Origin of the sequence: Streptomyces sp. NPDC058619, from assembly GCF_042717785.1 — a bacterium.
In the GTDB taxonomy this organism is placed as follows: domain Bacteria; phylum Actinomycetota; class Actinomycetes; order Streptomycetales; family Streptomycetaceae; genus Streptomyces.
The window spans coordinates 29,391-55,420 of sequence record NZ_JBHXQN010000024.1 but is presented as its reverse complement, the minus strand read 5'-3'; the positions used below and the strand labels follow the sequence as shown (position 1 = coordinate 55,420).

Below are 26,030 nucleotides of genomic sequence, written 5' to 3'. Positions count from 1 at the left end.
ATGTGCCGAGTGGTCGATCTACGACAGGCGGTGCTCGCCAAGAACGACGAGGCGGCGCACACCCTGCGCGCCGAACTCGCCGCCCGCGGCACCGTGGTCGTCAACCTGCTGTCCAGCCCGGGCAGCGGCAAGACCGCGCTGCTGGAGCGCGAACTCCTGCTCGCCCGTGAGCGCGGGGTGCCGGTCGCCGCGCTGACGGCCGACCTCGCCACCGAGAACGACGCGGTGCGGCTGGCGCGGTCGGGCGTACCGGTCAAGCAGGTCCTCACCGACGGGCTGTGCCACCTGGAGGCCGGAATGCTGGGCCGCCACCTGGACGGCTGGCTGCCCGGGGATACCCGGCTGCTGTTCGTGGAGAACGTCGGCAACCTGGTCTGCCCGGCCTCCTACGACCTGGGGGAGGCCCTGCGCGTGGTGCTCGCCTCGGTCACGGAGGGCGAGGACAAGCCGCTGAAGTACCCGACCGCCTTCGGCCTCGCCCACCTCGTCGTGGTCACGAAGACCGACATCGCGGAAGCCGTCGAGTTCGACGAGGCGGCCTTCCTGGCCAACGTCCAGCAGGTCAACCCCGGCGTGGAGGTGGTGTTCACCTCGGCCCGCCGCGGCGCGGGTGCGGGCGCCCTGCTCGACCGGGCCCTGGCGGTCGCCGGGGGAGCCGCCCCGCACGCGCCGGTGATGGCACGGCGGCAGCGGGCCGAGGCGCACGACCACGGTCACGACCACGGTGCCGGGCACGACCACGAGCCGGACGACGACCACGACCACAAACACGACCACAAACACGACCACAAACACGACCACGGCGACGGCCGTGACCACGGCCACCACCACGATCACGAGCACCGTCACACCTCCACCCCCACCGACGGTCACGGCCGCCCCACCCACGACGCGGGCCACGGCCCGGTGCCGTCCGAGCCCGCCGCGTTCCGGCCCGGGGCCCCGTCCACCGTGGTGCCGACCCGCTGATGGAGGCGGTGCAGCGGCGCCGGGTCACCGTGACGGGGGTGGTGCAGGGCGTCGGGTTCCGGCCCTACGTGTACACCCGCGCGACCGGCCTGGGTCTCGCCGGCCACGTCACCAACACCCCCGAGGGCGTGGTCGCGGAGGTCGAGGGCGCGGCGGCGGCCGTGACGCAGTTCTGCGACCGGCTCGCCGCGGACGCGCCCCCGCTCGCCGTGGTGGACCGCGTCGACCACTGCGAGGTCCCCGCCTCCGGCGGCGCCGGGTTCACCATCGTCGCGTCCCGGACCGGCGGCCCCGCCCGTACGCTCGTCTCCCCGGACGTGGCCACCTGCGCCGACTGCCTCGCCGAACTGGCCGACCCGGCGGACCGCCGCCACCGCCACCCCTTCATCACCTGCACGCACTGCGGGCCCCGCTTCACCATCGTCACCGGGCTGCCGTACGACCGCGCCCACACCACCATGGCCCGCTTCCCGATGTGCCCCGACTGCGCCCGCGAGTACGCCGACCCGGCCGACCGCCGGTTCCACGCCCAGCCCGTCGCCTGCCCGGCCTGCGGGCCGCGGCTGCGGCTCCTCGCCGGACACCCGCCCCGCGAGGTGCCGGCCGCCGACCCGGTCGCCGAGGCCCGCCGTCTCCTGGCCGCCGGGGCGGTCCTCGCCGTCAAGGGGCTCGGCGGCTACCACCTCGCCTGCGACGCCGCGCACGCCGGAGCCGTGGCCGAGCTGCGCCGCCGCAAGGCGCGCGGTGACAAGCCGTTCGCCCTGATGGCCCGCGACCCCGCCGACGTCGAACACCTCGTCCACCTCGGCCCGGTGGAGCGCGAACTGCTCGCCGGGGGAGTACGGCCCATCGTGCTGCTGCGCCGCCGGGCCTCCTCCGCCGGAGCCCTGCCCGAGGAGGTCGCGCCGCGCTGCCCCGACCTCGGCGTGATGCTCCCGTACACCCCGCTGCACCACCTGCTCCTCGGGCTGCCCGGCGATCCGCCCGGCCCCCGCCTGCTCGTCATGACCAGCGGAAACCTTTCCGGCGAGCCCATCGTCACCGACGACGGCGAGGCCCTGGACCGGCTCGCCGGCCTCGCCGACGCCTGGCTCGCCCACGACCGCCCGATCCACGTGCCGTGCGACGACTCCGTGGTGCGCGTCTGCGACGGCGAGACGCTGACCCTGCGGCGCTCGCGCGGCTACGCCCCGCTGCCCGTCGCCCTCCCGGTCCCGGTGCCCGCGGCCCTCGCCGCCGGGGGAGACCTGAAGAACACCTTCTGCCTCGGCGAAGGCCGCCGGGCCTGGCTGTCCGCCCACATCGGCGACATGGGCGACCTCGCCACCCAGTACGCCTTCGAGCGCGCCGAGCGCCGGCTGGAGTCCATCACCGGCGTCACCCCCGGGCTGCTCGCCGCCGACCGCCACCCCGGCTACCGCTCCGGCCGGTGGGCCGAGGGCGCCGCGGCCGGCCGGCCGCTTGTGCGCGTCCAGCACCACCACGCCCACGTCGCCTCCACGATGGCCGAGCACGGGCTGGACGGAACCCGGCGCGTCATCGGCGTCGCCTTCGACGGCACCGGCTACGGCGACGACGGCGCCGTCTGGGGAGGCGAGGTCCTCCTCGCCGACTACGCCGGGTACGCCCGCTTCGCCCACCTCGCGTACGTGCCCCTGCCGGGCGGCGACGCCGCCGTGCACCGCCCGTACCGGATGGCCCTGTCCCACCTGCGGGCCGCCGGTATCGCCTGGAGCGCCGACCTGCCCTGCACGGCAGCCTGTCCGCCCGACGAACTGCGTCTGCTCGAAACCCAGTTGGCCCGCAACCTGAACTGCGTGCCCACCTCCAGCATGGGGCGCCTCTTCGACGCCGTCTCGGCCCTGGCGGGTGTCTGCCAGGTCGCCGGGTACGAGGCCCAGGCCGCGATCGAGCTGGAGTCCGCGGCCCTCGGCGCACCCGCCCCCGGCGCACTCGCGCCGGACTCCGGCCCGGGGTCCGGCACCGCCACCGGGTATGCCTTCGCCCTGTGCCCGCCCGCGGCGGGCGCGCCGGGACCGCTCACGGCCGACCCGGCGCCCGTCCTGGCCGCCGTGGCGGGCGACGTCCGCGCGGGCGTCGCCCGTTCCGTGATCGCGGCCCGCTTCCACGCCGGCGTCGCCGCCCTCGTCGTCACCCTCTGCGGCCTCGCCCGCGCGGGCCACGGCCTGGACACCGTGGCACTGACCGGAGGGGTCTTCGCCAACACCCTGCTCTCCTGCGCCTGCGCCCGCGCCCTGCGCGCCGACGGCTTCACCGTCCTGCGACACGGCCGGGTCCCCCCGGGCGACGGGGGCCTGTCCCTCGGCCAGCTCATGGTGGCGGCCCACGCCACGGATCACCACCCACAGCAAGGAGAACCCCATGTGCCTGGCGGTACCCGGCAGAGTGCTTGACATCGGGGAGAAGGACGGGACCCGGATGGCCACCGTCGACTTCGGCGGCGTACAGAAGGAAGTGTGCCTGGAGTACCTGCCCGACCTCCAGGTCGGCGAGTACGCCATCGTCCACGTGGGGTTCGCCCTGCAGCGTCTCGACGAGGAGTCGGCCAGGCAGACGCTCGAACTCTTCGCCCAGCTCGGCATGTTGCAGGAGGAGTTCGGCGATCCGTGGGAGCAGGCCGCACAAGCCGGCGGCGGTGACTGGCCGTTCGGCGACACCCCCGCCGAACGGCCCGCCGTAGACGCCCCGCAGGAGGAGGCCCGCAAGTGAAGTACATCGACGAGTTCCAGGACCCCGAGCTCGCCCGTCGGCTGCTCGACGACATCCACGCCACGGTGACCCGCCCCTGGGCCCTGATGGAGGTCTGCGGCGGCCAGACCCACACCATCATCCGGCACGGGATCGATCAACTACTGCCCGAGCAGGTGGAGTTGATTCACGGCCCCGGCTGTCCGGTGTGCGTCACCCCGCTGGAGGTCATCGACAAGGCGCTGGAGATCGCGTCCCGCCCGAACGTGATCTTCTGCTCCTTCGGCGACATGCTGCGCGTCCCCGGCACCGGCCGCGACCTCTTCCAGGTGCGCAGCGAGGGCGGCGACGTACGCGTCGTGTACTCCCCGCTCGACGCCCTGAAGATCGCCCAGCAGAACCCGCAGCGCGAGGTGGTCTTCTTCGGCATCGGCTTCGAGACCACGGCCCCGCCCAACGCCATGACCGTCCACCAGGCGAAGAAGCTGGGCATCCGCAACTTCAGCCTGCTGGTCTCGCACGTCAGGGTGCCGCCCGCGATCGAGGCGATCATGCGGTCGCCGAGCTGCCGGGTCCAGGGCTTCCTGGCCGCCGGACACGTGTGCAGCGTGATGGGCACGGGGGAGTACCCCGCCCTCGCGGAGCGCCACCGGGTCCCGATCGTGGTGACCGGCTTCGAACCGCTGGACATCCTCGAAGGCGTACGGCGGGCCGTGCACCAGCTGGAGCGCGGCGAGCACACCGTCGACAACGCCTACGCACGGGCCGTCCGCCCCGAGGGGAACCCCGCCGCCCTCGCCATGCTGGAGGACGTCTTCGAGATCACCGACCGCGCCTGGCGCGGCATCGGGGTCATCCCCGACAGTGGCTGGCGGCTCTCCGAGCGGTACCGGGAGCACGACGCCGAGCACCGTTTCTCGGTGACCGGCATCAAGACGCTGGAGCCGGCCGAGTGCCGCAGCGGCGAAGTCCTCCAGGGGCTGCTCAAGCCGCACGAGTGCGAGGCCTTCGGGACCCTGTGCACCCCGCGCAACCCGCTCGGCGCCACCATGGTCTCCAGCGAGGGCGCGTGCGCGGCGTACTACCTGTACCGCCGCCTGGAACTCACCCCGGCCCCGCAGGCCGGGACCGCCGCACCGCTGGAGGCGAGCCCCGTTGCCTGACACCGCACTCGACATCACCGGCTGGACCTGCCCGGCACCCCTGCGGGACCGCCCGCGCGTGGTGATGGGCCACGGCGGCGGCGGCGCGCTCTCCGCCGAGCTCGTCGAGCACCTCTTCGCCCCCGCCTTCGGCGGCGAGGTGCTGTCCCGGCTCGGCGACTCCGCGGCCGTCACCCTGGGTGGCGCCCGCCTGGCCTTCTCCACCGACTCCTACGTGGTGCGGCCGCTGTTCTTCCCCGGCGGCAGCATCGGCGACCTCGCGGTCAACGGCACGGTCAACGACCTCGCCATGAGCGGCGCCCGGGCCGCCTACCTGTCCTGCGGGTTCATCCTGGAGGAGGGCGTCGAGATCTCCGTCGTGGCGCGGGTGGCCGAGGCGCTGGGCGCCGCGGCGCGCGCCGCGGGCGTGGAGGTGGCCACCGGTGACACCAAGGTGGTGGAGGCGGGCCACGGCGACGGCGTCTACGTCAACACCTCGGGGATCGGGCTCATCCCCGAGGGCGTGGACCTGCGCCCGCAGCGGGTGGTGCCGGGAGACGTCGTCATCGTCAGCGGCGAGATCGGCCTGCACGGCGTGGCCATCATGAGCGTGCGCGAGGGGCTGGAGTTCGGCGTCGACATCGAGAGCGACTGCGCCGCGCTCGGCGGCCTGGTGCAGGCCATGCTCGCCGTGACCCCGGACCTGCACGTGCTGCGCGACCCCACCCGGGGCGGGCTCGCGGCCTCCCTCAACGAGATCGCGGCCGCGTCCGGCGCGGGCGTCGTCATCCAGGAGGGCCGGATCCCGGTGCCCCCCGCCGTGGCGAACGCCTGCGCCATCCTCGGTCTCGACCCGCTGTACGTGGCCAACGAGGGCAAGCTCGTAGCCTTCGTCCCGCGCGAGCACGCCGATGCCGTGCTCGACGCCATGCGGGCCCATCCGCTGGGCCGCCACGCGCGGGTGATCGGCGAGGCGGTGGAGGCGCACCCCGGCCTCGTCGTGGCCCGCACGGGCCTGGGCGGGACCCGCGTGGTGGACCTCCCGATCGGCGAGCAGCTGCCGCGCATCTGCTGACGTACGGGCGCGCCCCCCGAGCCGTCCCGGGGTCCGGGCAGGCGCGGGGGGCGCGGGCGGCCCTACGCTGGTCTTCTGGAGGTGCACCATGGCGGAGCACGACGGCGGTCCCTCGGCGCGGAACCTGGAGGAGGGCCGGCTCCTGAAGGAGCTGGAGGCCATCCACCGCACGCGACACGAGACCCTGCTGCACGGGTCCGACGACGCGCTGATCACCCATACGCAGCGGATGAACGAGCTGGAGCACGAGTACGTGCGCCGCCATCCGCAGCGCGCCCAGACCGCGGGCCGTACCCGCTCGGGCGCCAGGGCCCGCCACTCCGAAGAGTAGCCCGGCCGGCCGTACCGGCCCGGTTCAGTCCGCGGTGGTGTAGCGAACCCGTGCCCACAGGGGCAGGACGAACCAGCACAGCAGGTACCAGGCCAGGACCCCGGACACGATCCAGGGCACGATCGCGTTGTGCGTGGCCACGCGCAGGATCAGCAGCAGCGCGAACGTCAGCGTCGCCAGCAGCAGCACGATGCCGACGAAGGTGAGCCGGGACGCCCAGGCGACCGCCTCGGGCTTGATCCGGCGTCCCGAGACGATGCGGTGGAAGGCGACCGGCCCTATGAGGGCGCCCGTGGCCATCGATCCGAGGATCACCGTGATGATGTAGAGCGTCTTGTCCGTCTGCTCCAGCCCCTGGAAGTGCGGGGTGAAGACAACGGTCAGCAGGAAGCCGAACAGGATCTGTACGCCCGTCTGCGCGACGCGTATCTCCTGGACCAGCTCCTGCCACTGCCGGTCCGCGCGCTCCACCGCGGTCTCGTTGCGGCCGTCGCCCGGAACCTCGTCGCCCGTCACCTCGACCGCGTCCGCGCCGGCGTCTCTGTGCTGGTGCCTCATGTGTGCTCCCTCCCCGAGTGTGCTCCGGCGCCTACCCGGACCCCGCCCCGTCATGCGGGGCGCGGACCAGGAGGTTCCGCCGGTCCGTCACCGGCCGGAGTGCGGGAGCAGGGCGTCGAAGGCGGCGGGCAGGCGGCTCCAGGCCTCGCGCCCGGCGGGAGAACTCGGCCCCGGTCAGCAGACAGGAGTCGAGGAGCCGTTCCAGGCCGTCGCGGTCGAGGCCCGGGGAGGTGAACACCAGGTGCTGACTTGCCTCATGTGAGACATCTTTGTATTGTTTGAGGCGAAGGAGGCTCATCATGGTGCAGGAAGAGGAACTGCTGGACGGCGCCGCGCGCGTCCTGGCGGGCGACCACAGCGCGTCGATGGTCCAGATCGCCGCGGGCATCGGGACCAGCCGCGCCACGCTCAGCCGCCGCTACGCGACCCGCGAGGCCCTGCTGAAAGCCGTCGCGGACCGGGCGATCCGCGTCGTCGACGGCTGCCTCGGCCCCGTCGACCTGCCGGACACCGCCGACGGCGCCGCCTTCGACGCCGCCCTGGAGGAACTGGTCGTCGCGCTGCTGCCGGCCGCCCACCTCTACGGCTTCACCACGCGCGACGCCACCGTCCTCGCCGATCCCGAGTTCCGGGCCGGCGTGGACCGGCAGGACCGGCGGGCCCTCGCCTTCCTCGCCCTCGGCCAGCGGCTGGGCCGGCTGCGCGGCGACCTGCCGCCCTACTGGATCTGGTACTCGCTCTGGGGACTGCTCGACGCGGCCGCGGAGGGCGTGCGCGACGGACACCTCGCCCCCCGCGAGATCGGCCGCCTGGTCCTGACGTCCTTCCTCGGCGGGACGCGGCCCGCCGCGCCGCCCCCGGCCCCCTGAACCGCCCCGCCCCACCGCCGTGCACGACCCCAGAACGGAATCCCATGCACACCCCCTCGCAGGACCCCCGCCGGTGGATCGTCCTGGCGATCCTCTCCGGCAGTCTCCTGCTCATCTCCATGGACACCACGATCCTCAACGTGGCCTTCCCCTCCCTCGTCGGAGACCTCCAGCCGGGCGCCGTCCAGCAGCTGTGGATCATCGACGTCTACGCGCTCGCCCTGTCCGGCCTGCTCGTCACCGCGGGCGCGCTCGGTGACCGCTGGGGGCGCAAGCGGCTCCTCATGGCGGGCTTCGGCATCTTCGCCGTCGCCTCCCTGATCGCCGTGTTCTCCACCGAGGCCTGGCACGTGATCGCCGCCCGCGCCCTCCTCGGCGTCGGCGGCGCCGCCATCATGCCGTCCACCCTGTCGATCCTGCGCAGCGCGTTCACCGACGCCAAGGAGCGCGCCTTCGCCCTCGCCGTATGGGCGGCCGTCTTCGGCGGCGGCATGGCCTTCGGCCCGGTCGTCGGCGGCCTGCTGGTCCAGGACTACGGCTGGCACTCCGCGTTCCTGCTCAACCTCCCCGTCGCCGCGGTCATCGTCGCGGCCGGCCTGCGCTACCTCCCCGAGTCCCGCTCCCCGCGCGCCGCCGGCGCGTGGGACTGGTGGGGCGTCGGGCAGTCCATCGTCGGCATGCTCGCCCTCGCGGGCGGCATCAAACAGCTCGGCAAGAGCGGCGTCGCCGACCCGCTGCCCTGGGCGCTGCTGCTCCTGGCCGCCGTGGCCCTGACCGTCTTCGTCCGCCGCCAGCTGAGCCTGGACAACCCCCTGCTACAGGTGCGGCTGTTCGCCAAGCCCGCCTTCAGCGTCGCGGCCACCGCCATCTTCCTGCCCATGGTCGGCATGGGCGCGATCCTCTTCCTGGTCACCCAGTGGTTCCAGTACGGCCAGGGCTACACCCCGCTGGAGGCCGGGCTGCGCCTCCTGCCGGCGCCGCTCGCCCTGATCTGCGCCTCCATGGTGGCGCCGAGCCTGATGCAGCGCTTCGCGATCCGCCACGTCCTCGGCGCGGGCCTGGTCGTCCTGGCGGCCGGAATGGCGCTGCCCTGGACCTTCCAGCAGTTCACCGACCTCGGCTACCCGGCCTTCGCCGCAGCCCTCACGATCATGGGCCTGGGCGCGGGCCTCGCCACCACGGTGGCCTCGGTCACGCTGATCTCGGCCGCCCCCGCGGACGACGTCTCCAGCGCCGCCGCCATCGAGGAGACCTGCTACGAGCTCGGTTCGGCGATGGGCGTCGCCATCCTGGGCTCCACGGCCGCCGCCCTGTACCGCGGCAACCTCCCCGCCCTCGACCTGGACGGCCCCAGCACCGCCGCCGTGCGCGACTCCGTCGGCGAGGCCGCCCACACCGCCGAACGGCTCGGCGGCGCCGTCGGCCAGGCGCTGCTGGACACCGCCTCGCACGCCTACACCCTGGCGATCACCCCGGCGTTCCTGATGGCGGGAGTCCTCGCGGTCGCCGCGGCTGCCACCACCTGGTCCCTCATTCCCCGGGACCTCCAGCCCACCGAGAACCACTGACGGGAGCGGAGCCGAACGCGGGCGCGGCGGGCGCCGGCCCGAGCGTGGTGGTACCGGGCGCCGCCCGGTGCCCCAGCCCCGTGCGGTAGACGTCCAGCGCCGCCTCGACCCGGCCGGCCCGCCGCAACAGGTCGCCCAGGAGCCGGCACAGGTCGGCGAGGTCCCCGCTCGCACCGCTGCGCTCCAGCAGCGCCAGCGCCCGTACGTAGTGCTCCTCGGCGGCCTCGGCCTCCCCGCGCTCCTCGGCCATCAGGCCGAGGAGCCGGTGCGCTCCACCCGCGTGGACGGCGCCGTGGCTGTCGCCCAGCTCCAGCAGGGCCGAGAGCAGCCCGGCGGCCTCGTCGTGCCGGCCCAGCCGCCGCAGCACGTCCGCCAGCTCCACCTCCACCTGCGCCGTGTACAGCGCGGCGCGACGGGCGGACAGCATGTCCCTGGCGGTGCGCAACTCCCGCTCGGCCGAGGCGAGGTCCCCGTTCTGCGCCTGTACGTAGCCGCGCATCCAGTGGCAGTGCGCCAGGTCCGTCCGCAGCCGCAGCTGCCCGTAGATCTCCTGGGCCTTGGCCAGCGACGCGTCCGCGTCGGCCACCCGCCCCTCGGCGAGGAACGTGCGCGCCACCTGCCGGTGCATCCCCGCCACCAGGGCCGGGTCCTCCACGCGCGGGGCCAGGGCGAGGGCGAGCTCGGCGGCGTGCGCGGCGCGGGCGTGGGCGCCCATGTCGATGTACGGCCCGATGACCGCGGCGTACAGCAGGACCAGCGCCTCGGGGTCGCCCAGCCCGCTGGTGCCCAGCTCGTCGATCGCGGACTCCAGCAGGTAGCACGCGTAGCGCAGCTCCCCGGCCAGCAGGTGCGCGACGGCGCGGCCGCGGACCGCGCGGGCCCGGCGGGGGAGCGGCTCCCCGGCCAGCAGCCGCTCGGCCGCCTCGAAGCGGGCCGCCGCGGCGGGAAGTTCGCCCGCCTCCAGGGCGCAGTCCCCGAGCCCGAGCTGGGCCTCCGCCTGCTCGGGCAGCAGCCCCAGCTTCTCCGCCTCGGCGAGCAGGCGGCGGTAATGGTCGGCGGCCGCGCCGGCCTCGCCGTCGGCAAGGGTCTGCTGCGCGTCGGTCAGGGCGAGCCGCAGCTCGGTGGCCAGGCGGGCCGGCCGGCCGGTGGTGAGTTCCTCGTACGAGGTGCCGAGGCGCCCGGCGAGGAAGCGCAGGGCGGTCTCGGAGGGGCGGACCTTGCCCGACTCCAGGGTGGAGATGTAGGCGGACGTGTATGCGGGGTCCGCCAACTGCTTCTGCGTCAAACCCCGTTCGGCGCGCATGCGCTGAACCCTGCGTCCGATGCGGTCCGGTTCGTCCACGAAGTCCCCCTGATTGCTCGAACTCCCCAGTATTCATGGGGAGCGGGCCATTGCGCACTCTCCGCGCGCCACCTAATTTAAGCAACTGGTTCAGCAGACTTAATCCGCCACTTAACTCTCCTTTCCCGGTGAGGACTTCATGGATCCAGTGAGACGTTCCGTCACGGCCGTCGCGGCGGCCTGCGCAGCCGCCGTGCTCCTCGCCACCGGGCCGGCCGGACCCGCCGGCGCGGCCGGCCCACCGGACCGGACGCGGGTGGAGGTGCCGGGGCCGGAACGGGGCGGCGACGCCGGATCGGGCCACGTCGAGGTGCCGGCCGGCGGCCGGGCGAAGGCCGCGGGCCGGCTCTCCGCCGCCGAGCGGGCCGCCGACGGCGACGTCGCCAAGGTGATCGACAACGGGTCCACCGCCGACCGGCTCGACGTCGTCGTCATCGGCGACGGCTACACCGCGGCCGAACTGGCGAAGTTCCACACGGACGCACGGGAGAAATGGGCCGAGGTGACGGCCGTCGAGCCGTACGCCACCTACCGGAACCTCTTCAACGTGTGGACGGTCGACGCGGTCTCCCGCGAGTCGGGCGTCTCGGGCGACCCGGAGCCGGCCACCGTCCGCGACACCGCCCTCGGCTCGTACTTCTGGTGCGAGGAGATCGAGCGCCTGCTCTGCATCGACCAGCCCAAGGTCGACGCGTACGTGGCGAAGGCACCGGCCGCGGACCTCGTCATCGTCCTCGCCAACAGCGCCAAGTACGGCGGAGCGGGCTACAACGAGCCCAGCGAGACCCTGGGCTACGAGGGCATATCCACCGCCTCGGCGGACCACGACAAGTCCGGCCAGGTCGCCATCCACGAGACCGGCCACTCGCTGGGCAAACTCGCCGACGAGTACTTCTACCCGGGCGTACCGGACTACGAGAAGTACACCGGTCCCGAGCCGGCCGACTCCAACTCCACCACCCTGCCCGCCGACCGGCTGGCCGCGCAGCGCGCCAAGTGGTACCGCTGGCTCGGCGAGGAGTCGCCCGACGGCGGCACGGTCGGCGCGTACGAGGGCGGCGGCTACTTCGCCACCGGGCTCTACCGGCCCACCGACGGCTCCCTCATGCGGGTGCTCGGCAAGCCGTTCAACCTGCCCGGTGTCGAAGCGATGATCGGCGGCTTCTACCAGCACGCGCGGATCGTCACCCCGCTCACCCCCACCGACCGCACCCTGCGCGTCCGCCACACCGCGAAGGCGGCCGTGCCCCGGCTGGCCGGCCCGGACGGCCGGCAGCTCGACGTGCGCTGGTACCTCGACGGCAGGGAGCTGGGGCGCTTCGCGGGCCGCACCGAGGTCCGCGTCGCGGAACTGTGGCTGTTCGACCTGCGCACGCACCGGTTGTCGGTCACGGCACAGGACCCGACCCCCTCGGTCCGCGACCCCGAGGTCGCCCGCACCCTGAAGTCCACCGCGCAGTGGAACGTACGGCTCTGACGGCCCCGAACCCCGTGCGAAGGCCGCTGCCGGGACCCCGAACGGTCCCGGCAGCGGCCTCCGCACGCGGTCGTCAGACGCGGCGCCAGCGCGCCATCGCCCAGGAGAACACGCCGAACAGCACGAGCCCCGCGGCGACCACCACGAGCAGCCACGGGCCCGCGGGCGTCTGGGTCAGGGAGCGCAGCGTGTCGTCCATGCCCTTCGCCTCGGCGGGGTCGAAGCGCACCGCCGCATACACGATGAAACCGCCGGCCGCCGCGAAGACGATGCCGCGGGCCACGCCGCCGGCGACGCCGAGGACGTCGACCGCCTTGCGGACCCCCTGGGACACCCCGTCCATCGCGAGGTGCTTGCGGAAGGTGCGCCGCGCCGCCTGGACGGCGATCACGACGCCGGCGACGCCGATCGCCACACCGACCGCGCCCACCCACCAGGGACCGCCCGGCAGCTCCATCGCCTTCGACGTCATGTCCCGCGACTGCTGGTCGCCGGACTCGCCGCCGGAACCGGCCGCGAAGGACAGCACCGAGAACGCGATGACCCCGTAGAAGACGGCCCGCGCGGCCGACGCCAGCCGCTTCGTCGCCTTGCCGCCGTCGGGGCCGGCCGCGCCGAACACCGCCTCCGAGAGCCGCCACAGCATCATGCAGACCAGCCCGGTTCCGACGGCCCACACGAGGAAACCGCCGAACGGCTTCGCCGCGAGTTCCTGCAGCGCGCCTTGGCGGTCAGCCTCCTGACCGCCCTCACCGAACGCGATGCGGACGGCCAGGACGCCGACGAGTACGTACAGCACTCCGCGCGCGATGAGCCCGACCCGGGCCACGACCTGGCGGCCCGTACCGCCCCGGGACGCGGTCCGGACGCCTTCTCTCGCCACTCCATCACCCATGGCTCAGACCTCGCCGCGCCAGGCGCCGGTTTCGACCCCTCGCGTCTCGATGAAGTGCTTGAAGCGCTTCAGATCGCCGGATATCTGCCGCTGGACGAAGCCGAGCTTGTCGGCGGCGTTCTCCGCGAGACCGTCCGGGACCCAGTTCATGTGCAGGTCGATCCGCGTGGTGGTGGCGTCCACCGGCTCGAAGGTGACCAGCCCCGCCTGGCGGGCCTCCCCGTCCACGGTCATCCACGCGATGCGCCGGTCCGGGAGCTGCTCGGTGATCCGGGCATCGAACTCGCGCTCCACGCCGTTCACGTTCGTCACCCAGTGCGTGAGCGCGTCACCGCGCTGCTCGATCCGCTCCACGCCCTCCATGAAGGCGGGGAACTCCTCGAACTGCGTCCACTGGTTGTACGCCGTCCGCAGGGGGACGTTCACCTCGACGTGTTCCTCGACGTGCGACATCGTGAATCCTTCCCTCGTGGTCGGTGCCTCCGCGGCCCCCGACGGGCGGGGCCGCCTGTCGGATGCCTCGACCGCACGGGTACCCGGGCGCGGGTGCTCCATGCGCCCGGGATCCGGGAGGCGGACGGCGCCCTACAGCGGGTCCATGCCGCGGTCGTCCATCCGGCTCTCCTGCTCGCTCTGCTCCTGGAGACGGCGCGCCTTGTCGCGCAGCCGCTGCCGCTCGTCCGCGTCGGTGGACCGCTCGGCGGCCTCGTTCAGCTCCTGCGCCTTGGCCCGCAACTGTGCGGACCGGCCGCGGGACTCGCCTGCATCGCTCATGTTCGCTCCTTGGAACCGTGGGGAGAGCGGGCGGAACCAGAGAACCAGCGCGACCGCCGGCGCGCATCTCGAACGGTCACCGAGCGTGACGCTCCGGGGCGGGATCGGCCGTCAGTGACGTGGTGAGGGTGAACAGGGCTCCGTCCGGGTCACGCAGCGCGACCCATCGCTCCGTGGCGTTGGAGGTGACGTCGGAGACGGTACGGCCGCCCAGCGCCACGGCCGCCTCGACCGCCGGACGGAGCCGCGGCACGCGGAAGTGGACGTGCCATCGGGGCCGCGTGTGCGGGGTGTAGGCCGCCGCCTCGACCGGGCCGCCGTTGAGGCGGGCCACCGGCTCGCCGGCCTGCCGCAGGACCACCTGGTCCTCCTCGTACGAGACCTCGCAGCAGCCGGAGCGGCCGGTGGCCCACTCCAGCACCGCGCCGTAGAACATCGCCGCGTCGAAGGCGTTGCGCGTGCGCAGCTCCAGCCAGGCCGGTGCCGGGCCCCGGCCCACGCGCCAGTCGGAGGACACGGCGCCCTCCCAGATCCCGAAGACCGCGCCCTCCGGGTCGGCGACGAGGGCCGCGCGGCCGCCGGAGTCGAAGGAGACCGGGCCGACCGCGATGGTGCCGGTGCGTTCGCGGATGCGGTCCACGGCCACGTCGGCGTCGTCGACGGCGAAGTACGGGGTCCACGCCACCGCCACCCCCAGGTCGGCCGCGAGCGCGCCGATGCCGGCCACCGGCACCCCGTCCAGCTCGGCGACGGAGAAGGCCGCGCCGAGGCGGGCGTGCCGGTGGGTCCAGCCCGCGACGGCGCCGTAGAAGCGCTGGGAGGTGCCGAGGTCGCGGGCCATCAGGCTCACCCAGCACGGAGCCCCGAAGACCTCCCTCGTAGAAATCTTCACCGCTCGCTCCGTCCCTCGTTCCCCGGACCCATTCTGGTCCTTTTCGGGACGGTCTTCGCGGTCAAGTGCGGATGCGGCCGGTCACCGCCGGTAAGCGGGATGCCTCGGGTCCTGTGGCGCTAGCCTCGGTGCCGGTGCTCCGGGACGCCGGGGCGCGACGTCCGCACGACGTCCGGCACAGGCGCGGAAGGCAGGTATCCCATGGCAGGTCCCCGGATTCCCGTGATCGACCTCGGACCGTGGCGGTCCGGCGCCCCCGAGGAACGGGCCCGAACGGCGGCCCGTGTCGACGAGGCCCTGCGGGCGGCCGGCTTCCTGCTGATCACCGGGCACGGGGTGGACCCGTCGCTGCCCGCACGGATCAGGTCGGCGGCCCGCACGTTCTTCCGGCTGCCGCCCGGATCGAAGGAGCCGTACGCCGTCACCGTCGGCGACCGGGGCTGGCTGGGCCCCGGAGCCGAGGCCAACAGCTACGCGACCCCCGCGTGCGCGCCGGCGTCGACATGGACGGCTCGCTGATGACCCCGGTCCCCGAGGCCGGGCTCGGCGGCCGCCCCTTCCTGCTGCTCGGGGCAGCCGACACGGTGCCCGGCGGGGACGCGAGCTGGGACCGGGACTGGCCCCGGTTCGACGGCTGGAAGCGCTGGATCACCTTCGCGGGCTCGGGCCACTTCACCTTCACCGACTTCCCGGCCATCGGCGACCAGCTGGGCCTGCCCGACCCGCAGACCCCGCTCCCGGGCGCCCGCTCCGTCGAGCTGACCCGCCGCTACGTCGGCGCCTTCCTCGACCGGCACCTGCTCGGCCGGCCGCGGCCGGTCCTGGACGGACCGGCCGCGGACGCCCCCGAGGTCCGCTTCCACACCCCCTGAGCAGCCGCTCAGACCACCGTCACCGGGTGGCGCACGACCGCGTCGAACAGGTAGCCCTGCGTGTTGTGGGCCGCCGTCGCGGGCTGCGTCCGCCCGGTGGCGTCCGTCGCCCGCGCCAGCAGCGCGGCCGGACCCGTGGCCCGCGGGGTCCACGGCAGAGACCAGCGCACCCAGCCGCCCCGGCGCGGCGCGTCGTGCAGCCTGGCCCGCTGCCAGCGCGCGCCCCCGTCGGTGCTGACCTCCACCCGGTGCACCGGCGCCGCGCCCGACCAGGAACGGCCGGTCAGCAGCCGCGTACGGTGCACGGGGAGCGTCGCCCCCGCCTCCAGCTCGAAGGCGCTCTTGAGGGTCTGCCGGGTCAGCGGGGCACTGCCCTGCGGAGGCTGACCGGGCCCGAACAAGCGGTACAGGTCCGTGTTCCACGGCGTGTACAGCGGCTCGGAGCTCACCTCGATGTCCCCGACCCACTTGACCGAGGAGATCCCGATCCAGCCCGGAACGACCACCCGGACCGGACCGCCGTGGTCGGGCGGCAGCGGCTCGCCGTTCATCTCGTACGCCAGGATCACGTCGTCCAGGGCCTTCGACACCGGCAGCGGACGGCGCACCCGCCCCAGGTTCACCCCGTTCGTGACCACCTCGTCGTCCAGCCCTCGCGGCAGCACGTCGACGGCCGCGCGGGTCACGCCCGCCCGCCGCAGCACGTCCGAGAGCCGCGCGCCGCGCCAGCGGGCCACGCCGATCGCGCCGAGGTTCCAGGCCGTGCCCGTCACCTGCTGGCCCTGCTGCGTGGCGTAGAAGCTCCGCCCGTTGCCCGCGCACTCCACGAACAGCGTCCGCTCGACCGCCGGCAGGGACCGCAGCCGGTCGTACGAGAACTCCACCGGGCCGCCGGCCAGCGCGTCGCCCCACACGCTCACCGCCAGCCGGACGCCTCGATCCGCGGGGTCGAGGTGTGGTTCCGTACGAAGAACCGGTCGACGGGAGTCAGCGGCCCGGTACCGCGCAGGGAGGCGAAGTTCGTCTCCGCGTTGGTTCCCCGGACGGTGAACAGTTCCGGCGGCAGCGGCTTCACGATGCCGGGCGGCGCGGCCGCGGTGGCGGAGCCGGCCGCAAGACCGGGGGCCGCGGCCGCCCCCTCCGCGGCGGCTTCGGCGCTGCCGCCCGCACCCAGGCCCAGGGAGCCCGCGGCGGCTCCCGCCGCGAACAGCCTGAGCAGGTCGCGGCGGCCCACCCCGGCGGAGCGGGCGCGGCCGCGCGCCCACTGCCGCAGGCGCGCACGGTCGTACCGGCTCTCGTCCGACAGGTCGAGGGGCATGGCGGAACACTCCTTGGTCGCGATTCCCGACGAACCGTAGAAGCCCACCCCCACCTGCGGGAACCTTCTCGCCGCGATGGCCACGAACCTGCAACACGGCCGCAATGCCGGACCCGATTACCGCTGCGCACCGGCGTTCGGCAGGATGGGCCGCATGACCGAGATCCTGACCCCCCGCCTCATCCTCCGCCGCTGGCACGACGACGACCTCATCCCCCTTTCCGAGATCAACGGGGACGCGGAGGTGATGCGGTGGATCGGCGACGGTTCGGTCCGCGACCTGGACGAGACCGCCGAGGACCTGGAGCGCATGGAGGAGGACTGGGACGAGGAGGGCTTCGGGCTGTTCGCCGTGGAACTGCTCGGCTCCGGCGAGCTGATCGGCGTCGTCGGCCTCTCGGTGCCCGAGTACCTGCCCGAGGTCATGCCCGCCGTCGAGATCACCTGGCGCCTCGGCCGCCAGTACTGGGGCCAGGGCTACGCCTCCGAGGCCGCCCACGCCACCCTGGAGTTCGCCCTCCAGGACCGCGGCCTGGACCGGGTCGTGGCGATCAACCGGGCCGGCAACGACGAGTCCGAGAACGTCATCCGCAAGCTCGGCATGGTGGCCGAGCGCGACACCACCCACCCGGCGTACGGGCACATGCTGCAGGTCCACGGGATCGACCTCACCGAGTACGAGGCCTGAGCCCACGCGCCGGCCGGCGCCCGGCAGGACGGCCGGCCGCACGCATCGGCCGATCGGATGACCCCGGGGTCCTCCGGTCCGCCCCCGGGCTCCGGCCGCCGGGCGGACCGGACGGGGCCCGCCGCGGGACCACCATGGACGGGGGAGAGGAAGGGCGCAGGCGGCCCCTCCCGCCCCGGAGCCGACCCCAACGCCCCGGACTCCCGCGCCGACAGCCCGTGGCTGGTCACCGGGGTCACCGGCAGCGTCCGCATGATGCGCCTGCTGCTGCCGGCCGGCCCCGACCTGAAGCAGCCCAACCGGCTCGGCTGGACCGCCCTGCTGGAGGCCGTGATCCTCGGCGACGGCGGCCCGCGCCACGAGGAGGTCGTCGCGCTGCTGCTCGCGGCGGGCGCCGACCCCGCACGGGGCGACCACGACGGGACCACCCCGTACGAGCACGCCGTGCGCCGCGGCTTCGACGGCATGGCACGCCTGGTGCGGGCCGCGGAGGAGGAGCGGGGGACCGGCCGGTGAACCCCCGCGCACGAGGCTCCCGTACGGCACTCGCGGCGCTCACCGCCGCCCTGCTGCTGGGTGCCTGCGCCGGACCGGGGGAAGCCGCCCCCGGCTCCTCCGCCCCGGCGCCGTCCGCGTCCGCCCCGCTGCCGGCCGCCGCGGCGACGCCCCGGGGCACGCTCCTGACCGCCGACTTCGGCGCCGTCACCTTCGTCGACCCGGTGCGCGGCGCCGTGGCCTCCGTGCCCGTCGGCAGGGCCCCGTACGGGCTGGCCGCCGGCGCCGACGGCCGCGCCTGGGTGGCCACGGCCGAGGGCGTCGCCGTCGTCGACACCCGCACCCGCGAGCGGTCGGCCCGCATCCCCTACCGCACGGACACCGGCCCGGCCGCCGACGGCGAGTACCGCGGCGGGGGCATGGGCATCGCGCTCTCGCCCGACGGCGCGCGCGGCTAGGACGGCCCGCACGAGGACGTGGCCGTCTCCCGGGACGGCCGTACCGCCTACGTCACCGGCGGGTTCACCCGCGACGGGTACTGGAACGGCATCACGGTCGTCGACCTGGACTCGGGCGCCACCCGCCGGCTGGCCGCGGGGAACCGGCCGCTGGGCGTCGCCGTGCTGTGAGCCTGTGAGCCTGTGAGCCGGCCCGGGGCGCGGGGCCGGGGCGGGGCCGCACCGGGACACGGGGCCGCACCGGGACGCGGGGGCGCACCGCAGGACGGGCCCCGGTCAGGCCGGGCCCGTTCCCGGGGCCTGGGCCCCGCCGCCCGCCCTGACCGCGGCGAGGGCGGCCGCGTGCAGGCCGGCCGGGTCGCCGTGGTGGGGGAGGGGGCTGCCGGTCAGCGTGTACCACTCGTCGGCGTCGGTGTACTGGATGTCGAACCGGACCAGGCCCCCGTCCTGTTCCGTCGTGCGCAGGGTGAGCGGGCCGGTGATGACGCCCACCTCGTCCGTCATCGCGCCCCCGGGACCGGCCTTCGCCTCGTCCTGCCACCGGTGGGGCGCGGGCGTCGCGCCGCTCATGAGGCGCAGGTGTCCAGCATCGTGGTGAGCATCTTCTTCTCCGGTTCGGTGACGGTCAGTTCGTAAGCGGACTTCACGGTGGTCCAGGCCCGGCCGTACTGGCACCAGCTCGCCTTCTCCGGCGGCTGCCACAGGTCCGGGCTCTGGTCGCCCTTCGACCGGTTGGAGGCCGCCGTCACGGCCAGCAGCTGGGGGTGGCTCAGGTCGTTGGCGAAGGCCTTGCGCCGGGCAGCGTCCCAGCCGGCGGCGCCCGAGCGCCACCCCTCGGCCAGCGGCACCATGTGGTCGATGTCCACCTTCCCGGCGTCGGTGACGACCACCGCGTCGTACAGGCTCTTCCACGTGCCGGACACGGCCTTGCACTCGCCGTCCTGCCTGACGTCGGCGCCGTCGCGCCTGAGGACGGTCTCGCGGGTGTCGCACTTGTTCCCCTGCTGGGTCCAGTGCGTGAACTTGTCCCGGCTGTACCCCGCCATCGTGCCCACCGGTGCGACCTTCAGCGCGGCCAGTCGGGTACGGGCCACGGCCACGGTGACCAGGCCCGGCAGGACATCGCCGCCCACCGGTTCGCCGCCGCCGCCCGGCTTGCCGGGGTCCGCCGGTTTGCCCCCGTCCGCCGAAGAGGACGCCGACGTCCGCCCCGCGGAGGGCGGCTTCCCGTCGGGGCCCGTCCCCACCGGACCGGAACACCCCGCCATGGCCAGCAGCAGCCCCGCGGCCAGCACCGCCCCTGGCACGCGTATCTGACGAACCATGACCCCACCCCAAACCCGACTCCGCGTCAATGTCCCCGGGAGCCTACCCAGAACCGGACATTCAATCGGGCCGCGACCCTCCGGAGGGTGTTGTCAGTGGCTCTCGCTAGTCTCCCGGCATACCGCAGCTCAGGGGGGTCCCACTCCCCTGGACGAAGCTGCGCGGAACCGGGCGGGACACGCGGGAGAGGTGCGGACGGATGGCATGGCTGGCAGCGGGCGAGGGGTACGAAATCGCCCTGGTGGAGGGGCGGGTGGCGGCGCGGTCGACCGGCGGCCGCACGAGCGGGAGGCAGCTGAAGACGCTGCCCAAGGCCTTGAAGGACCATCCCGAGGTGGACCGGCTGCGCCGGCTCGCCGAATGGCTCGACCGGCACGAGGCGTCCTGTGTCGCCCAGGTCGACGCCTGGATGGTGTCCTCGCTGCCGGTGCCGACCGCGCTGATAGCCCGGGTCTGGCCCGACGAGGCCTGGCAGCGCGCCCTGCGCGACCTGGCCGTCGTCGGCGAGGACCCGCAGGAGGCGGGCTTCCTGCGCGACGCCACCGCCGCCGGTGAGCTGAAGGTGGTCAACCTCGACGGCGAGACGGTCCGCCTCTCCCCGCGCACGGTGACCCTGCCGCACCCGGTGCTGCTGCCCGATCTGGAAGACGTACGGGAGTTCGCGGCCGAACTGGGCATCGAGCAGCGGGTCGAGCAGATCCACCGCGCCACCTGGCACAAGCCCGAGGGACTCGCGGAGACCGCGACCGAGGTCCGCGACTACGCGGGCGGCGTCTTCGCCACCCGCTTCGGCCTCGCGGCCCGGGCCACGGGCCTCGGCTACCGGGTCTCCGGCGGATACGCGACCTGCAAGGTCCGTGACGCGGGCCGGGGCCGCGCCGTCGAGGCGGCCGTGTGGATCGGCGAGCCGTACTACGAGGACGAGACGAGTACCGGCGGCCTGAACTGGCACGACGAGGACGGCCGGGCCGTGCGCCTGGCGGAGGTCGGACCGGTCGCCTGGTCCGAGGGCATGAGGATGGCCGCGGCGCTGTACGCCGGGCGCAAGATCGAGAAGGGCGGGGACGCGTGAACGACCACCAGACGCACACGGACGGGACGGACACCGGAGCGGGCGCGGCCGGTGCCACCGGGCCGGCGGGCGGCATCGCCGCCACCGGGTCCGCGGGCGGCGAGGACGCCGCACTGCTGCTCGCGGCGGGCGCCGTGCTGCCGCCCGGCACCAGCGGCGGCGGGCCCGCCGCCGTCGAGCTGACCGCGCGCTCCTACCGGCACCCCGCCCTCGGCGACGACCGCGTCGTCGTCCGGCTCGCCGCCGCCGAACTCGGCGCCGCCGAGGACCTCGCTGCGGGGTTCCTGGGACTCGTACGCGACGGCGGCGAGCCGCCCGTCGTCGGCCTCGGCCGCCGCCAGGCCCTCGGCTTCCCCGAGTGGGTCCTCGTGCACCACCCCGAGGACGGGCACCACGCCCTCGCCGTCGTCCCCGAACTGGACCGCCTCGCCCGCCAGGCGAAGACCAAGCCCAAAGCCGCCCTCGACGCCTGCCACGAACTCGCCGGCCGGCTCGCCGCGTCCGTCCCGCACTTCCTCCCCGTCTTCTACGAACAGGCCGCCCGCACCTTCCTCGCCGTCGAGAACGCCACCTACGCCTCCCAGCTGTTCGGCCGCGCCCGCACCGCCGAGGCCCAGCACGGCCTCGACGTCGACGAGGACCGCCTCGACGCCGTCTTCCTCGAGTTCGCCCTCGCCGGCGCCCTGCCGGTGAAGGTGCTCACCGGCTACGGCAAGGACGTGGCCACCCGCGTCACCCCCGCCGAAGCCCACGCACGCTTCCGCCGCCTGTGCGTGCGCCGGACCGCCGGCGGGCTGCCGCCCTCCGCCCAGGCCGCCACCGAACTGCGCCGCCTGGCCCGCGCCGCCGGCCTGACGGGCACCGAGCCCGAACAGGACTACCTCGCCGAACTGCTGCCCCTGCCCGCCACCCTGCGCGCCGCGACCGGCTGGTGGAAGGCCCACCGGACGGCCCTCGTCGCGCTGGCCCGGCGCGTTCCCGCCGTACGCGGCACCCTCCTCGGACTGACACCGCCCGGCGGCGGCGACAGCACCGAGCTCACCGCCCTGTGGCTCGGCGTCCTGGAGGAGTCCGGCGCCACCGCCGGCCTGATCTCCGAGGACCTTCCCGCCGACCAGCGCTGCGCCGACGGCGCCGCCGGCTGGCTGGAGCGCTTCCACGCCGCCCGCCACGCCGGCTGGGGCCTCCACCCCACGCTCCCGGCCCTGCTCGGCCTCGTCGAGCGGTGCGCCCCGGCACTGCGCACCGAACTCGCCCGCCCCGGCCGCGAGGCCGGACTGCGCATAGGGGTCCAGGACGCCGACCTGCTCGACCTCCTGCTCACCCTCGGCCTCCCCGTCGCCGACCCGGACGAAAGCGACCGGCGACGCCGCCACGACCAGCTGGGCCTCCGCGACTGGGCCCGCGCCGACCAGCGCCGCGACCTGCTCGCCATCGCCGCCGACGCACGCTTCCACCCGGCGTTCGACCGGGCGCTGAACGCCCTCGGAGACGCCACCAGCGGCGCCGACATCATCCAGGCCGTCGCCGCCTCGCCCGGCGGCCGCCCGCTGCTCACCCGATGGGTGCGCACCGTCGCCGCGGACTCCACCGCCGCCGGCCTGCCGGGAGTCCCCGACGCCATCCAGCGTCTGACCTGGCTGCCCGCCGAAGGCCTCGCACTGGCCCCCGCGGAAGTCGCCGCGGCCGCCGCCACCGACCTCGCCGAGACCCTCGCCCGCACCCTGCGCGGCGGCCTCTTCGAGGAACTGGAGTGGGCCCCGTGGGAGAGCGCCGTCGCCGAACTCTCCTCGGACCGGCGCTCGTCCGACCTCACCGTGGTCGAGGCCTGGCCCCACCTGATCGTCGCCAACCAGACGCAGGTCCGGGTCATCGACGCCGACTCCACCGTCCTCACCCACGACCTGCGCGTGCCCGCGGGCTCCGGGCACCGCCTCGGCTTCCACTACGTCGACGGCGAACTGCTCGTCTTCTGGTCCTCCTGGGGCGCCGGCCAGACCCAGGGCTACTGGCACACCTCGCCCGGCACCGTCATCACCCTGGAGACCGACCGGAACCACTGGTCCCTGCGGTCCGACCACATCAGCCTGCCCCTGCCGGGCGGCGGCCGCGCCACCGGAGCGGGCGTCCTGCACGCCGGCGACACCCGGCTGCCCGAGGAGAAGCCGCTGCTCGGCGACGGCACCTCGTACTGGGTGTGGCGCTCCCGCGACCAGCACCACGACGGCGGCTGGACCGAGTACGACCCCGCCGGCCCCGCCTACGGCCGGAGCTCCCTGCCCGCCTTCCTCACCGACGCGCTGCACGGCCACCCGGACACCGCCACCCTGCCCGGGCACGGCTCCTGGCTGCGCCCCGCGCCCGAGGTCGCCGGCTCGGTGCTCGGCGCCCCGGCCGGAGGACTGCTCGGCTGGCGCGCGGTACGCCTCCAGGGCGGTGGCTGGCACGGGAGCGACACCGGCGGCCGCTCCGTCACCGTCCCCGAGGGCCACGACGCGCCCGTGGCCGCGGTCACCTTCCCCGGCGACGACCGGCCGCGCGCCCTGTCCCACCACTGGCGCGAGCTCAGCCTCACCGACCCCGACGGCGTGGTCACCGCCACCTCGCGCGGGGACCACGGGCACGCCGCCTTCGCGACCGGCAGCGTCGAACTCCCGCCGCTGTCCCACTGGTACGCACTGCGCCCGCGCGACCCCGAGGGTTCGGCCGCCCTGCGCGCGGCCGACCGGGAGACCGTCGCCGCCCTCCTCAAGGCGGCCGCCGCGGCCGAGCTGGTCACCGACCTGCCCGGCCTGGTGAACGCGGCCCTGCCGCAGGTCACCGCGCCCAAGCTGATCGGCGGCATCGTCGAGGTGCTCCGGTTCACCCTCACCCAGCAGAAGGCCCTCGACGCCGTCGCCGCCCGGCTCCACGCGGACGGCGAAGCCACCGGGGACGCCGCCCGCGGCCCCGCCGACCAGCTGATCGGCGAGGCGGTGAGCGGGCTCGTCGGCCGCGGCTACCAGCACTGGGGCAAGGACAACGACTCCGCGCACCGGGTGCTGCGCGAACTCGCCGCCGCCGTCGCGCGGACCGACGACGCCGCGGTCCCCGGCCGGCTCCACTTCGACGCCCCCGCGCTGCCGCAGTCCGGGCTCGCGTGGACCGGGTTGCTGGACCAGCCCGCCGCCGTCGCCTACCGCGCCGTCGCGCCCGGCGCCGGCGACGAGCAGCGGGCGGCCCTCACCGCGCTGCTCGCCGCCGTCGACGCACTCGGCCTGGACTCGGCCGAAGGCTCCGCGGGCCGGTGGCGCCGCGTCCTGCTGCACCTGGACCGCCGCCACCTGGAAACCCCCGACGGCATCGGCCGCAACCTCTACCTGCGCAACGTCCTCACCCTGGGCGGCGGCGCCGCGCTCGCCCTGACCGAGCACTCCGAGTCCGTCCCCGACGGGCACGAGTTCGGCGCCCTGTTCCACGACCCGACCGGTCGGTTCGAGGTGCCCGGCCCCTACACCGCGCGCGGGGACGCCCCGCTCGGCGACCGGCAGCGCGGCCCCGGCTGGTTGTCCGCGTTCCTCGCCGCGGCCGCCGCGCACGGCCCGGCGCCCTTCCGGCCCGAAGCCGCGGAGGAGTTCAGCCGCCTCACCGGAGCCTCCGGCGCGCTCGCGCGGCTCGTGGTGGCGGGCATGCCGCACCTCGACGGCTGGGAGCGCAACTTCCTGCCCACGGAGCTGCGTACGGCCCTCGGGCTCAAGGCAGCCGACGCCGCGGCCGCCCGCGACGAGCTCAGGAACCTCGACCTCGACCTGCGGCGGGCCGTGGTCGCCGCCCTGCTGCCCGCCGATCCGGCCCGGCTGTGGAGCGAGGGCCCGGACGCGGCCGCCGCCGCGGAGGTGTGGAACGCGCGCGTGGGCCGGCGCACGCCCGTACCGGACTGGCTGGCCACCGAGGCCGCGCGCGCCGTGTCCGGCGGGTGGCCCGCACACCGTGCGCTGCCCGCCCTGCTCGACCCCGCTTCCTCGCGGGAGCTGAGCGTCGACGTCGCGTGGACCGTGCGGGGCGACCACGTGGAGCCCCGCGAGCCGGCCACCGACCCGTTCACCTCCGCGGTCCTGTTCGCAACCGTGGCCATGGCGGCCTGGCTCGCGCACCGGCTGCCCGCGGGCGATCCCGTACGGGCCGTGCTGCCGCCCGTGCTGACCGCCGTACGGCAGCGGCTCGCCGCGCCCGACCTGCTGCTCAGCTTCTGGACCTACACCAGCCTCGCCGACTTCCGGTCGGCGGCGGGCACCCCGACCGAGACCGCCGCAGACCACGAGCGCTACGGCGCGGTCCTGCTGCCCACCGCCGACGGGCGGCCCAAGCCCGCGCTGCGGACGTCCCTGCTGGACTCCACGGGGTCCGACCCGTACCTGCCGATGCTGCGCGACACCGACCAGCACCCCTCGGGCGTCGAGGTGGCGCTGCGGGCCGTGCACGACCCGCGCTTCGCCGCGCTGCTCGCCGACCCGGGAACCCCGGCGGCGGGGACCACCGACGCGGACGGCACGTGGTGGCCGCAGGACCCGAGCCGCTCGGTGCCGGAGGTGGTGGCGGAGGTCTCCGCCGCCCACGGCCTCGGTGCCGACGCGGCCGCCCTGTACCTGGCGCTGCTGGCCATGCCCGACCCCACCGACCGCAACACGGCGCGCTGGACGGGCTGGAAGCCGGCCCGCCTCAAGGCGGCCCGCGCCGAACTGGCCGCCACCGACCTGGTGGTGACGGCCAACCGCAGCCGGGCCGGGCGCACGCTGTTCCTGCCGGGCGGGTGGAGCGAGCAGTCCTCACCGGTCCTGCCGCTGGAGCAGTGGAAGCTCCCGCTGTACGGGCTGGCGCCGGGCGGCAGGCCGGCCCTGGGCGCCCTGGTACCCGGCGAACCGGCCGCGGAACTGTACCGGCGGGCCTGGGCACGGGTCCGGGAGGGCGACGGCCCGCGCTTCGAACAGCTCCAGGTCAAGCGCACCCGCAGGCGCCGCGGCTGACGGCGCCGCGGCTGAGGGAGCGGGGCTGAGGGAGCCGCGGCGCCGTGGCCCCCGCCCGACGGGGCCACGGCTCCCGGCGCGCGGGGTTGCCGGGTTGCCGGCCGGCTTCCGCTGGACCGGGTTGTGGGCCGGCTCCCGCCCCGCTCCTGCTGGACCGGCCGGCCCGCACCCGTCTTCGTCGCGCCCGCGGTTCCCCG

The 26,030-nt window shown here is 75.0% G+C and carries 22 protein-coding genes and 4 pseudogenes; 16 read left to right on the top strand and 10 right to left on the bottom strand.

Annotation, left to right across the window (positions count from 1 at the left end):
* From hypB to ACFWTC_RS23155, 6 genes are all read left to right on the top strand, one after another.
* A complete protein-coding gene (hypB, locus tag ACFWTC_RS23180; protein ID WP_383923112.1) occupies positions 1-969 on the top strand; it encodes a hydrogenase nickel incorporation protein HypB in 969 nt (322 codons plus the stop codon).
* A complete protein-coding gene (gene hypF, locus ACFWTC_RS23175; RefSeq protein ID WP_384074453.1) occupies positions 969-3,383 on the top strand; it encodes a carbamoyltransferase HypF in 2,415 nt (804 codons plus the stop codon). The genes hypB and hypF overlap by 1 nt, the downstream gene beginning before the upstream one ends.
* Entirely contained in the window at positions 3,352-3,699 is a 348-nt protein-coding gene (locus tag ACFWTC_RS23170; RefSeq protein ID WP_383923106.1) for a HypC/HybG/HupF family hydrogenase formation chaperone, read from the top strand. Before hypF ends, ACFWTC_RS23170 begins: the two co-directional genes overlap by 32 nt.
* Positions 3,696-4,841 (top strand): hydrogenase formation protein HypD, encoded by a 1,146-nt coding sequence (gene hypD / locus ACFWTC_RS23165; protein ID WP_384074450.1) that lies wholly within the window; start codon positions 3,696-3,698, stop codon positions 4,839-4,841. The genes ACFWTC_RS23170 and hypD overlap by 4 nt, the downstream gene beginning before the upstream one ends.
* The gene (gene hypE, locus ACFWTC_RS23160; protein ID WP_383923101.1) at positions 4,834-5,895 is read left to right on the top strand and encodes a hydrogenase expression/formation protein HypE; all 1,062 of its coding nucleotides are present in this window, start codon (positions 4,834-4,836) and stop codon (positions 5,893-5,895) included. Before hypD ends, hypE begins: the two co-directional genes overlap by 8 nt.
* An 88-nt stretch (positions 5,896-5,983) precedes the next feature.
* The gene (locus ACFWTC_RS23155) at positions 5,984-6,226 is read left to right on the top strand and encodes a DUF6158 family protein (protein ID WP_383923098.1); all 243 of its coding nucleotides are present in this window, start codon (positions 5,984-5,986) and stop codon (positions 6,224-6,226) included.
* A gap of 24 nt (positions 6,227-6,250) precedes the next feature.
* Here the strand turns inward: ACFWTC_RS23155 and ACFWTC_RS23150 are convergent, their stop codons facing one another.
* Together ACFWTC_RS23150 and ACFWTC_RS23145 are read right to left on the bottom strand one after the other, a co-directional pair.
* Positions 6,251-6,784 (bottom strand): DUF6328 family protein, encoded by a 534-nt coding sequence (locus ACFWTC_RS23150; RefSeq protein ID WP_383923095.1) that lies wholly within the window; start codon positions 6,782-6,784, stop codon positions 6,251-6,253.
* Positions 6,785-6,871: 87 nt separating this feature from the next.
* A pseudogene (locus tag ACFWTC_RS23145) lies at positions 6,872-7,040 on the bottom strand (cobalamin biosynthesis protein CobW); the annotation flags it as partial.
* A gap of 43 nt (positions 7,041-7,083) precedes the next feature.
* Between ACFWTC_RS23145 and ACFWTC_RS23140 the strand changes: the two are divergent.
* Both ACFWTC_RS23140 and ACFWTC_RS23135 read left to right on the top strand, forming a co-directional pair.
* Positions 7,084-7,653 (top strand): TetR/AcrR family transcriptional regulator, encoded by a 570-nt coding sequence (locus tag ACFWTC_RS23140; RefSeq protein WP_384074447.1) that lies wholly within the window; start codon positions 7,084-7,086, stop codon positions 7,651-7,653.
* Positions 7,654-7,697: 44 nt separating this feature from the next.
* Positions 7,698-9,221 (top strand): MFS transporter, encoded by a 1,524-nt coding sequence (locus ACFWTC_RS23135; RefSeq protein WP_383923089.1) that lies wholly within the window; start codon positions 7,698-7,700, stop codon positions 9,219-9,221.
* Here ACFWTC_RS23135 and ACFWTC_RS23130 read toward each other — a convergent pair.
* On the bottom strand, positions 9,184-10,563 hold the full coding sequence (locus tag ACFWTC_RS23130; protein ID WP_383923086.1) for a tetratricopeptide repeat protein: 1,380 nt from the start codon (positions 10,561-10,563) through the stop codon (positions 9,184-9,186). The two genes, ACFWTC_RS23135 and ACFWTC_RS23130, sit on opposite strands and share 38 nt — an antisense overlap.
* Before the next feature lie 139 nt (positions 10,564-10,702).
* On the opposite strand from ACFWTC_RS23130, the gene ACFWTC_RS23125 reads away from it, so the two are divergent.
* On the top strand, positions 10,703-12,040 hold the full coding sequence (locus tag ACFWTC_RS23125; RefSeq protein ID WP_384074444.1) for a M64 family metallopeptidase: 1,338 nt from the start codon (positions 10,703-10,705) through the stop codon (positions 12,038-12,040).
* Positions 12,041-12,113: 73 nt separating this feature from the next.
* Here ACFWTC_RS23125 and ACFWTC_RS23120 read toward each other — a convergent pair whose 3' ends face one another.
* From ACFWTC_RS23120 to ACFWTC_RS23105, 4 genes are all read right to left on the bottom strand, one after another.
* On the bottom strand, positions 12,114-12,935 hold the full coding sequence (locus ACFWTC_RS23120; protein ID WP_384074442.1) for a DUF1206 domain-containing protein: 822 nt from the start codon (positions 12,933-12,935) through the stop codon (positions 12,114-12,116).
* A 3-nt stretch (positions 12,936-12,938) separates the two neighbouring features.
* The gene (locus tag ACFWTC_RS23115; RefSeq protein WP_384074439.1) at positions 12,939-13,388 is read right to left on the bottom strand and encodes an SRPBCC family protein; all 450 of its coding nucleotides are present in this window, start codon (positions 13,386-13,388) and stop codon (positions 12,939-12,941) included.
* A 132-nt stretch (positions 13,389-13,520) separates the two neighbouring features.
* On the bottom strand, positions 13,521-13,709 hold the full coding sequence (locus ACFWTC_RS23110; RefSeq protein ID WP_384074437.1) for a DUF6381 family protein: 189 nt from the start codon (positions 13,707-13,709) through the stop codon (positions 13,521-13,523).
* A 76-nt stretch (positions 13,710-13,785) separates the two neighbouring features.
* Complete coding sequence (locus tag ACFWTC_RS23105; protein ID WP_383931802.1) at positions 13,786-14,550, bottom strand: VOC family protein; 765 nt, start codon at positions 14,548-14,550, stop codon at positions 13,786-13,788.
* A 252-nt stretch (positions 14,551-14,802) separates the two neighbouring features.
* Between ACFWTC_RS23105 and ACFWTC_RS23100 the strand changes: the two are divergent.
* A pseudogene (locus ACFWTC_RS23100) lies at positions 14,803-15,078 on the top strand (2-oxoglutarate and iron-dependent oxygenase domain-containing protein); the annotation flags it as partial.
* An 8-nt stretch (positions 15,079-15,086) separates the two neighbouring features.
* Complete coding sequence (locus ACFWTC_RS23095) at positions 15,087-15,473, top strand: hypothetical protein (RefSeq protein WP_383931784.1); 387 nt, start codon at positions 15,087-15,089, stop codon at positions 15,471-15,473.
* An 8-nt stretch (positions 15,474-15,481) separates the two neighbouring features.
* On the opposite strand, the pseudogene ACFWTC_RS23090 reads toward ACFWTC_RS23095, so the two are convergent.
* Positions 15,482-16,791 (bottom strand): annotated as a pseudogene (locus ACFWTC_RS23090) (sulfite oxidase).
* Positions 16,792-16,945: 154 nt separating this feature from the next.
* Between ACFWTC_RS23090 and ACFWTC_RS23085 the strand changes: the two are divergent.
* From ACFWTC_RS23085 to ACFWTC_RS23075, 3 genes and pseudogenes are all read left to right on the top strand, one after another.
* Entirely contained in the window at positions 16,946-17,479 is a 534-nt protein-coding gene (locus tag ACFWTC_RS23085) for a GNAT family N-acetyltransferase (protein ID WP_383931788.1), read from the top strand.
* A 57-nt stretch (positions 17,480-17,536) separates the two neighbouring features.
* Positions 17,537-17,995, top strand: a complete 459-nt coding sequence (locus ACFWTC_RS23080; protein WP_383931790.1) for an ankyrin repeat domain-containing protein — start codon at positions 17,537-17,539, stop codon at positions 17,993-17,995.
* Positions 17,992-18,603 (top strand): annotated as a pseudogene (locus ACFWTC_RS23075) (YncE family protein). The gene ACFWTC_RS23080 and the pseudogene ACFWTC_RS23075 overlap by 4 nt, the downstream one beginning before the upstream one ends.
* A gap of 105 nt (positions 18,604-18,708) precedes the next feature.
* On the opposite strand, the gene ACFWTC_RS23070 reads toward ACFWTC_RS23075, so the two are convergent.
* Together ACFWTC_RS23070 and ACFWTC_RS23065 are read right to left on the bottom strand one after the other, a co-directional pair.
* Entirely contained in the window at positions 18,709-19,002 is a 294-nt protein-coding gene (locus ACFWTC_RS23070; RefSeq protein WP_383931792.1) for a hypothetical protein, read from the bottom strand.
* Complete coding sequence (locus ACFWTC_RS23065) at positions 18,999-19,757, bottom strand: DUF1524 domain-containing protein (RefSeq protein ID WP_383931794.1); 759 nt, start codon at positions 19,755-19,757, stop codon at positions 18,999-19,001. The genes ACFWTC_RS23070 and ACFWTC_RS23065 overlap by 4 nt, the downstream gene beginning before the upstream one ends.
* A 200-nt stretch (positions 19,758-19,957) precedes the next feature.
* Here ACFWTC_RS23065 and ACFWTC_RS23060 point away from each other — a divergent pair, with 200 nt between their 5' ends.
* Both ACFWTC_RS23060 and ACFWTC_RS23055 read left to right on the top strand, forming a co-directional pair.
* Positions 19,958-20,830, top strand: a complete 873-nt coding sequence (locus ACFWTC_RS23060) for a DUF4132 domain-containing protein (RefSeq protein WP_383931796.1) — start codon at positions 19,958-19,960, stop codon at positions 20,828-20,830.
* Positions 20,831-20,904: 74 nt separating this feature from the next.
* The gene (locus ACFWTC_RS23055; protein WP_384074518.1) at positions 20,905-25,833 is read left to right on the top strand and encodes a DNA-binding protein; all 4,929 of its coding nucleotides are present in this window, start codon (positions 20,905-20,907) and stop codon (positions 25,831-25,833) included.
* Positions 25,834-26,030: the final 197 nt, after the last annotated feature.